Source organism: Polaromonas sp. P1_E1_2 (genome assembly GCF_056406035.1).
Genome location: NZ_JBFUAZ010000131.1, coordinates 1 through 8,474, shown reverse-complemented (window position 1 = coordinate 8,474; position 8,474 = coordinate 1). Strand labels below are relative to the sequence as shown.

Below are 8,474 nucleotides of genomic sequence, written 5' to 3'. Positions count from 1 at the left end.
GCGACCCCTTGACCGAATATCCGTTCTACCTGGGCTATGCCGACGAAACCGGAGCGGGCGAGGGCGAAGGTTTTAACCTGAATCTGCCGCTGGCCGCCGGTTGTACCGTGCTGCGCTGGTTTGAGGCGCTGGAAGCGGCATGCCTGCGCATCAAGCAGCACCGCGCCGACGCGCTGGTGGTGTCGCTGGGGCTGGACACCTTTGCCGAAGACCCCATCTCCAAATTCGCGCTGCTGCCTGGCGACTTTATCCGCCTGGGCGAACGCCTGGGCAAGTTGGGGTTGCCCACGGTATTTGTGCTCGAAGGCGGTTACGCCGCCGCGGCGCTGGGCACCAATGCCGTCAACGTCATTGAAGGTTTCGAGGGCGTCTGATATGGACCAGGTCGACTGTGTGGTGATTGGTGCAGGCGTGGTGGGCCTGGCGGTGGCGCGTGCGCTGGCCTTGCAGGGCAGGGAGGTAATGGTGCTGGAAGCCGCCGACGCGATAGGCGCAGGCACCAGCTCGCGCAACAGCGAGGTGATTCACGCCGGCATTTACTACCCACAGGGCTCGCTCAAGGCGCGGCTCTGCGTAGAAGGCAAGGGCCTGCTGTACGACTACTGCGCGGAACGCGGCATAGGCCACAAGCGCTGCGGCAAGCTGATCGTAGCGACCAGCGAGGCTCAGGTGGCGCAGCTGCAGGCCATCCGTGAAAAGGCCGCCGCCAACGGCGTGAACGACCTGGTACTGTTGACCCGCGAAGAAGCCCGGGCGATGGAGCCGCAACTCGAATGCGTGGCGGCGCTGCATTCGCCCAGCACCGGTATTGTCGACAGCCACGGCCTCATGCTGGCGCTGCAGGGCGATCTTGAGAATGCAGGCGGGCTTGTGGTGCTTAATTCGCCCCTGGCCCATGCGGAGTGTGCGCAAGCAGCTATTAATTTAATAGCAAAAGACGGTACGGAACTGCAAGCCAGGACCGTCGTCAACGCCGCCGGGCTGCAGGCCCAGCACCTGGCCAGCCGCTTTGCCGGCTTTCCGGCGCAGCATGTGCCGCCCAGCCATTACGCCAAAGGCAACTACTTCACCTTGCCCGGCCGTTCGCCCTTCAGCCGCCTGATCTACCCCGTGCCCGAAGCCGCCGGCCTGGGCGTGCACCTGACCATCGACCTGGGCGGCCAGGCCAAGTTCGGGCCCGATGTGCAATGGGTCGATTCACCCGACGACCTGGTGGTGGACCCGGCGCGCGGCGATGCTTTTTATGCCGAAGTACGCAAGTACTGGCCCGCATTGGCCGACGGTGCGCTCATGCCGGGTTATTCGGGCATACGCCCCAAGATCCAGGCGCCTCATGAGGCTGCCAAAGATTTTCTGATCCAGGGACCGCGTGATCACGGCGTGGCAAGGCTCGTCAATCTTTTTGGTATTGAATCGCCAGGGCTGACAAGCTCACTGGCAATTGGCGACTACGTCAGCCGGCTGCTGTAAAAACTGTTACTGCGCCGCCCAGCCGCCATCCATGTTCCAGGCCACGCCGCGCACGTTGTTGCCTGCGGGCGAGCAGAAAAACACCGCCAGCGCGCCCAGCTCTTCGGGCGTGGTGAACTGCAGCGAAGGCTCTTTTTCGCCCAGCAGTTGCTGCTTGGCGGCTTCGTTGCTGATGTTGCCAGCCGCGGCTTTGGCGTCCACCTGTTTTTGCACCAGGGGCGTCAGCACCCAGCCGGGGCAGATGGCGTTGCAGGTCACGCCTGTGGTGGCGTTTTCGAGGGCGGTGACTTTGGTCAGGCCCACAATGCCGTGCTTGGCGGCAACGTAGGCGGATTTTTCGGCAGAGCCCACGAGGCCGTGGACCGACGCCACGTTGATGATGCGTCCCCAGCCCTTGCCACCGTTGGCAGCCAGCATGGCAGGCAATGCCAGGCGGGTGGCATGAAAGGCGCTGCTCAGGTTGATGGCGATCACGGCATCCCATTTTTCGACCGGGAAGTTCTCCACGCGAGCCACGTGCTGGATGCCGGCATTGTTGACGAGGATGTCGACCTGGCCGAATTGCGCGGCAGCGAACCGCATCATGTCCTCGATGTCGGCGGGCTTGCTCATGTCGGCGCCGTGGTAGGCCACGCGCACACCCAGCGCTTCGATCTCGGCCTTGGGGCCGTCCACGTCGCCGAAGCCGTTAATGACGATGTTGGCGCCTTGCGCTGCCAGCGCCTTGGCGATGCCCAGGCCGATCCCGCTGGTCGAGCCGGTGACGAGAGCTGTTTTACCTTTGAGCATGATGTTTCTCCGGATGATTTACGATGGTTGAGCTGGGATTCTGAACAGCGCGCGGTGCAGGCTGCGCATCGCCGATTTTTCAAGCAATTATCAAGCCTTTGAATTGAACTGCCGCACCATGACCCAACCTACGCTGAACTACGTAAATTGCCCGGACGCCGCAGGCGGGCATCGCATGGCGTACTGGCAATGGGGCCAGCCGGACAGCACGCACGTTGTGGTGTGCGTGCATGGCCTGTCGCGGCAGGGCCGCGATTTTGACGTGCTGGCGCGCACGCTCTGCGAGCAGGCGCCGGACGGCATTCGCGTGGTCTGCCCCGACGTGGTGGGCCGTGGGGAAAGCGACTGGCTCAAAGACCCCATGGGTTACCAGCTGCGAGGCTATGCCGCCGACATGCTGGCGCTGCTGGGCCAGCTGCACGCGCAGGCGCCTGTGGTTTCGCTGGACTGGGTGGGTACCAGCATGGGCGGCCTGATCGGCGTGGCGGTGTGTGGGACGCCTGGTCTGCCCTTGCCCACGGCGGTGCGCCGCCTGGTGCTCAATGACGTCGGGCCGGCCATCCAGTGGCAGGCAATCGTGCGAATCGGCACCTATCTGGGGCAGGCCGGTCACTTCGGGTCGGTGCAGGAAGCGGCCGATGCCATGTGGGCGATTTCCCAAAGCTTTGGCCCGCACACGCCCGAACAGTGGCTGGCGCTRTCGCGTCCCATGCTCCGGCGCGTCTCGGACGCCGCCGATGCCAAGTGGCGCCTGCATTACGACCCGGCCATCGCTGTGCCGTTCAAGCAGGAGACCGAGGACTCCGCGCGCCAGGGTGAAGCCGTGCTCTGGCAGCTCTACGACAATATCAAGGCCGAAACGCTGGTGATCCGCGGCAAGCAGTCGGACTTGCTGAGCTCCCAGACGGCTCAGGCCATGACGGCCCGCGGCCCGCGCGCGCGCCTGGTGGAGTTCGACGGGGTAGGCCATGCGCCCACGCTGATCGCTGCGGACCAGGTGGCCGCCGTGTCGGGTTTCCTGCTTGGGTAGCACCCGGGTATTGAATTGGGTAATGCTGGGTAAGTGCCGCAATGCGGCGCTGCCAGCCTCGCAACTATTTGACTGAAGTTTCATGAAAAGCAATGTGGTCGGGCCCGGTAGCCCGACAGCCTCCCAGGGGGCGAACGCCTCCATCGTGACCGCTACGGCCGACAGCCTGCCGGACCAGCCGCATGCGCTGGCCCGTGCCCGGGCGTTTGCCGAGCCTCTGATCGCCAGCGAAACGCACGACACGGGTGAAAACATCCTGGCGCATGCCGACGCTGTGGCTGCCATCCTGAAAAACATCGGCGGTTCGGAAGCCATGCAGGCCGCGACCTACCTGGTGTATGCGTGCCAGCACCTGAACAAGCCGCAGGAAGTCATCACCAAGGCCTTCGGCGCCAACTACGCTGCACTGGCGCTGGAGACCACCAAATTGGTGCAGGTGCAGCGGCAGGCTCGTACTGCCAATGCCAAGGCGCATCTGCTGGACGACCCGGCCGCGCAAACCGAAAACGTCCGCAAGATGCTGCTGGCGTTTTCGCGCGACTTGCGGGTGGTGATGTTGCGGCTGGCGTCGCGGCTTCAAACCCTGCGCCATTACGCGGCCACCCGGCAACCTGCCCCTTTGCCGTTGGCGCACGAATCCCTGCATGTGTTTGCGCCGCTGGCCAACCGCCTGGGCATCTGGCAGATCAAATGGGAAATGGAAGACCTGGCTTTCCGTTTTCTGGAACCCGATACCTACAAGCAGACAGCCCGCCTGCTGGATGAAAAGCGCGTGGAGCGCGAAGGCTTCATGGAGGCCTTGCGTGCGCAGCTGGAGCGCGAACTGAACCAGAACGGCATTGCCGCGTTGGTGCAGGGCCGACCCAAGCACATCTACAGCATCGTTAAAAAAATGCGCGGCAAGTCGCTCGACTTCGAGCAGGTGTTTGACATCCGTGCCTTGCGTGTGATTGCCGCCGACGTGAAGGGCTGTTATGCCGCGCTCGGTTTTGTGCATTCCCGCTTCACGCCGGTGGACGGCGAGTTTGACGACTACATCGCCAAGCCCAAGTCCAATGGCTACCAGTCATTGCACACCGTAGTGCGTGACGATGGCGGGCGGGCGGTGGAGATACAGGTGCGCACGCAGGCCATGCATGACCATGCCGAGCACGGCGTGGCTGCGCATTGGGCCTACAAGGAGGCGGGTGCCAAGGGTTACGCGGGCGTGTCGGCCAGCAGCGAATATGACGCCAAGATCGCCGTGCTGCGGCAACTGCTCGCGTGGGAGAGGGATCTCTCGGGCCCGGCCTCCCAGCGTGCACGCGACGCCAAGCAGGGCCTGTTCGAAGACCGTATCTATGTTCTGACGCCCGATGCCGCCATCGTGGAGTTGCCGCAGGGCGCGACGACGGTAGATTTTGCTTACAGCGTGCACACCAGCCTGGGACACCGTTGCCGGGGCGCGCGCATTGACGGTGTCATGGTGCCGCTGAATACGCCCTTGCAAAACGGCCAGACGGTGGAAGTGATCACCGTGAAGGAAGGCGGACCTTCGCGCGACTGGCTTAACCCCGAGCTCGGTTTCTTGTGCAGCCACCGTGCAAAGTCGAAAGTCCGCGCATGGTTCAACGCGTTGGCCATGGAGCAAACCGTGGCCCGGGGTCGCGAGGCCGTGGAAAAACTGCTTCAGCGCGAGGGCAAGACCGCCATGAAGCTGGACGACCTGGCGGTGCAACTCGGCTTCAAGGCGGCGGATGATTTGTTTGAAGTAGTGGGCAAGGACGAGTTGTCACTGCGCACGATTGAAAACATGCTCAGGCCGCCCGAACCGGTGTTGAGCCAGGACGACTATGTACTGGCAAAAAAAGCGCGCCCGCCGAATCAGAAATCCAAAAGTGGCGGCGGCGTCTTGGTGGTCGGCATGGGTTCCCTGCTGACGCAATTGGCCAAATGCTGCAAGCCGGCGCCGCCGGATGAAATCCTAGGTTTCGTCACCAAGGGCAAAGGGGTCAGCATCCACCGCAGCGACTGCAGCAATTTTCGCAACATGGCCAGCGGCAGCCCCGACCGCGTGATTGAGGTTGAATGGAACGCACCCAAGACGGCGGATGGCGCGGTGTATCCGGTGGATGTGGCCGTGGAGGCGGCGGACAGGCAGGGCTTGCTGCGCGATATTTCCGAGGTATTCGCCAAGGAAAAAATGAATGTGATTGGTGTGCAGACACAGTCGGTCAAGGACAACCGCGGCGGCACGGCGTGGATGACATTCACCGTTGAAGTTGCGCAATCGGGCCGGCTTAACCAGGTGCTGGCCGTCGTGGCCGAGGTGCCGGGCGTGCGGTCCGCGCGGAGACGTTGAACCCGGCTGCAGGACTTTTTTCGGCAAATTTTCGGGGCGAAGCAAGATAGCCGTTTTGCTTTGCTACAATACGAGCTTCGAACAGTCCTTAGGCGCGTAGCTCAGCTGGTTAGAGCACCACCTTGACATGGTGGGGGTCGTTGGTTCGAGTCCAATCGCGCCTACCAATTCCCTCGACGGTTCCTGATCCAGGTTCTGCATTCTTTGTAATGCGGACTGGCACACAGGGTAAACCAAGGGGATTGAGTACATCAGAATTCCTAGAATGTATTGAGTCCCGGCGTTTCGACGCCGGTCGTCATTCAGAGGAGAAATCAGTGCCAAAAAGCAAATCCACCAGCCCGTCATCCGGCACGCCGCCTTTACAGGGCGACGCCTCTGCCGACGGCACTCCCGGTGCCAAAAGCGGCCGGGCTGCCGGCAAGGCTGCGGCTTCACGAGTGATCAAGAAGTACCCGAATCGCCGGCTGTACGACACCGAGACATCGGCCTATATCACGCTCACGGAAGTCCGCCAGCTGGTGATGGACAGCGCTGATTTTGTGGTGCGCGATGCCAAGACCAATGAAGACCTGACGCGCAGCATCCTGCTGCAGATCATTCTCGAAGAAGAAACCGGCGGTGCGCCGATGTTTACCGAAGCCGTGCTGGCCAACATCATCCGTTTTTACGGGAATGCGATGCAAAGCTTCATGGGCGCCTACCTCGAGAAGAACGTGCAGAGCTTCATGGACCTGCAGGTCAAGATGGCCGAGCAGTCCAAGGGGTTGAGCCCCGAAATGTGGGCCCAGTTCATGAATGCGCAATCACCCATGATGCAGGGCATGATGGGTACTTATGTGGAGCAATCCAAGAACGTTTTCACGCAGATGCAGGAGCAAATGCAAAAACAGAGCGAGCAGATGCTTCAAGCCTTTGGCCTGAAGCGCTAGGAGCCGCATAAACCCAATTTCCGGGCACATGGCTGCGTTGCGCGGTGCTCGGAATCCTCATGCACCCAAGTGCATTCCGGTTCCTGCGCTCCGGGCGCCTTGCCCTGTATCCCGGCAATTGAATTTCTGGCGGCCCCTAGAAGCCCATAGAAATCAGGGACCTGAGACAATACACCCCATGAGCGAAGTTATTTCCCCCCCTGTTTCCGTGAACACCAAGCCCGCGCCGCGCGTTGGCTTTGTCAGCCTGGGCTGCCCCAAGGCGCTGACCGATTCCGAATTGATCCTCACGCAATTGAGCGCCGAGGGCTACCAGACCTCCAAGACCTTTGAAGGTGCGGATCTCGTCATCGTCAACACCTGCGGCTTCATCGACGACGCGGTCAAGGAAAGCCTGGACACCATTGGCGAGGCGCTGGCCGAAAACGGCAAGGTCATCGTTACTGGCTGCCTGGGCGCCAAGGCGGGCGAGGGCGGTGGCAACCTGGTGCGCCAGATGCACCCGAGTGTGCTGGCGGTGACGGGCCCGCACGCCACGCAAGAGGTGATGGACGCGGTGCACCTGAACCTGCCCAAGCCGCATGATCCTTTCGTGGACCTGGTGCCGAATGCCTTTGGCATTGCCGGCATCAAGCTGACGCCCAAACATTACGCCTACCTGAAGATCAGCGAAGGCTGCAATCACCGCTGCACCTTCTGCATCATCCCGTCCATGCGCGGCGACCTGGTGTCACGGCCTATCGGCGACGTGCTCAACGAAGCGCGCGCCCTGTTTGAAGGCGGCGTGAAGGAATTGCTGGTGATCAGCCAGGACACCTCGGCCTATGGCGTCGATGTGAAATACCGCACCGGCTTCTGGGATGGCAAGCCCATCAAGACGCGTATGCTGGAACTGGTGCAGGCACTGGGTGAAATCGCCGAGCCGTATGGTGCCTGGGTGCGCTTGCATTACGTTTATCCGTACCCAAGTGTGGACGAAGTACTGCCGCTGATGGCCACCGGCAAGGTTCTGCCCTACCTGGATGTACCGTTGCAGCACAGCCATCCGGATGTGCTCAAACGCATGAAGCGGCCGGCCAGCGGCGAGAAGAACCTTGAACGCATTGCGCGCTGGCGCGAAATCTGCCCCGAAATTGTGATTCGCAGCACCTTCATCGCCGGTTTTCCCGGCGAGACGGAAGCAGAGTTCGACCATCTGCTGGACTTCATGCGAGAGGCCAAAATCGACCGCGCAGGCTGCTTTGCCTACAGCGCAGTAGAAGGTGCGACGGCCAACGATATTCCGGGCATGCTGCCGCTGGCGTTGCGTGAAGAGCGGCGCGCCCGCTTCATGGCCGTGGCCGAAGCGGTGTCCAGCCAGAAACTGCAGCAGCGCGTAGGTGCAACCATGCAGGTGCTGGTGGATTCGGCGCCGGCGCTAGGCCGAAAGGGTGGCACCGGGCGCTCTTATGCCGATGCGCCGGAGATCGACGGCATCGTCAAGCTGTTACCGCCCGAGAAAATCAGCAAGACGCTGAAAGTGGGCGAGTTCACCCGGGCCCGCATCGTCGGAACCCAGGGCCACGACCTGGTTGCTGTACCTGTTTGATCAAGGTTGCGGACGAAACGCCGAACCTGAAGAGTGGGTCGGCCACAAAAAAGCCACTGGGTCACAGTGGCTTTAATCTTGCTTTATTCCAGAGCTCGTTTCAGAGTCTGGCAAAGCTGTTTGGTGTATCTGGTGCCCGGGAGAGAACTCGAATCTCCACATCTTGCGATACACGGACCTGAACCGTGCGCGTCTACCAATTCCRCCACCCGGGCACAGCTAGCAGTGTACCATTACTTCAATGCTTTCTCAGGCCCGGGCCTTCAAATTTTCCTGAAATATTTCGGCTGCATACTTAAACCCGGCAGCCTCCAACGAAAAGAG

Annotated in this window: 7 protein-coding genes and 2 tRNA genes; 7 read left to right on the top strand and 2 right to left on the bottom strand. The window is 61.7% G+C overall.

What is annotated here, in order from left to right; genetic code table 11:
• Together AC1D1P_RS08705 and AC1D1P_RS08700 are read left to right on the top strand one after the other, a co-directional pair.
• The coding region (locus AC1D1P_RS08705) for an arginase family protein (RefSeq protein ID WP_477672701.1) at positions 1-374 on the top strand (374 nt) is incomplete at its 5' end.
• A gap of 1 nt (position 375) precedes the next feature.
• Positions 376-1,470 (top strand): NAD(P)/FAD-dependent oxidoreductase, encoded by a 1,095-nt coding sequence (locus tag AC1D1P_RS08700; protein WP_477672700.1) that lies wholly within the window; start codon positions 376-378, stop codon positions 1,468-1,470.
• 6 nt (positions 1,471-1,476) lie between these two features.
• Here the strand turns inward: AC1D1P_RS08700 and AC1D1P_RS08695 are convergent, their stop codons facing one another.
• A complete protein-coding gene (locus AC1D1P_RS08695) occupies positions 1,477-2,259 on the bottom strand; it encodes a 3-hydroxybutyrate dehydrogenase (protein WP_477649166.1) in 783 nt (260 codons plus the stop codon).
• A 118-nt stretch (positions 2,260-2,377) separates the two neighbouring features.
• On the opposite strand from AC1D1P_RS08695, the gene AC1D1P_RS08690 reads away from it, so the two are divergent.
• From AC1D1P_RS08690 to rimO, 5 genes are all read left to right on the top strand, one after another.
• A complete protein-coding gene (locus AC1D1P_RS08690) occupies positions 2,378-3,289 on the top strand; it encodes an alpha/beta fold hydrolase (protein WP_477669242.1) in 912 nt (303 codons plus the stop codon).
• Positions 3,290-3,371: 82 nt separating this feature from the next.
• A complete protein-coding gene (locus AC1D1P_RS08685; RefSeq protein ID WP_477672699.1) occupies positions 3,372-5,630 on the top strand; it encodes a RelA/SpoT family protein in 2,259 nt (752 codons plus the stop codon).
• Positions 5,631-5,720: 90 nt separating this feature from the next.
• A tRNA-Val gene (locus AC1D1P_RS08680) sits at positions 5,721-5,797 on the top strand.
• 273 nt (positions 5,798-6,070) lie between these two features.
• On the top strand, positions 6,071-6,562 hold the full coding sequence (gene phaR, locus AC1D1P_RS08675) for a polyhydroxyalkanoate synthesis repressor PhaR (protein WP_477649198.1): 492 nt from the start codon (positions 6,071-6,073) through the stop codon (positions 6,560-6,562).
• Positions 6,563-6,740: 178 nt separating this feature from the next.
• The gene (rimO, locus tag AC1D1P_RS08670) at positions 6,741-8,150 is read left to right on the top strand and encodes a 30S ribosomal protein S12 methylthiotransferase RimO (protein ID WP_477672698.1); all 1,410 of its coding nucleotides are present in this window, start codon (positions 6,741-6,743) and stop codon (positions 8,148-8,150) included.
• A 130-nt stretch (positions 8,151-8,280) separates the two neighbouring features.
• Here the strand turns inward: rimO and AC1D1P_RS08665 are convergent.
• Positions 8,281-8,365, bottom strand: a tRNA-Leu gene (locus AC1D1P_RS08665).
• Between the last annotated feature and the right edge of the window lie 109 nt (positions 8,366-8,474).

Coding starts and splice junctions, on each gene's coding strand:
- AC1D1P_RS08700 (WP_477672700.1), top strand. CDS start 376: ATGGACCAGGTCGACTGTGTGGTGATTGGTGCAGGCGTGGTGGGCCTG.
- AC1D1P_RS08685 (WP_477672699.1), top strand. CDS start 3,372: ATGAAAAGCAATGTGGTCGGGCCCGGTAGCCCGACAGCCTCCCAGGGG.
- AC1D1P_RS08695 (WP_477649166.1), bottom strand. CDS start 2,259: ATGCTCAAAGGTAAAACAGCTCTCGTCACCGGCTCGACCAGCGGGATC.
- rimO (WP_477672698.1), top strand. CDS start 6,741: ATGAGCGAAGTTATTTCCCCCCCTGTTTCCGTGAACACCAAGCCCGCG.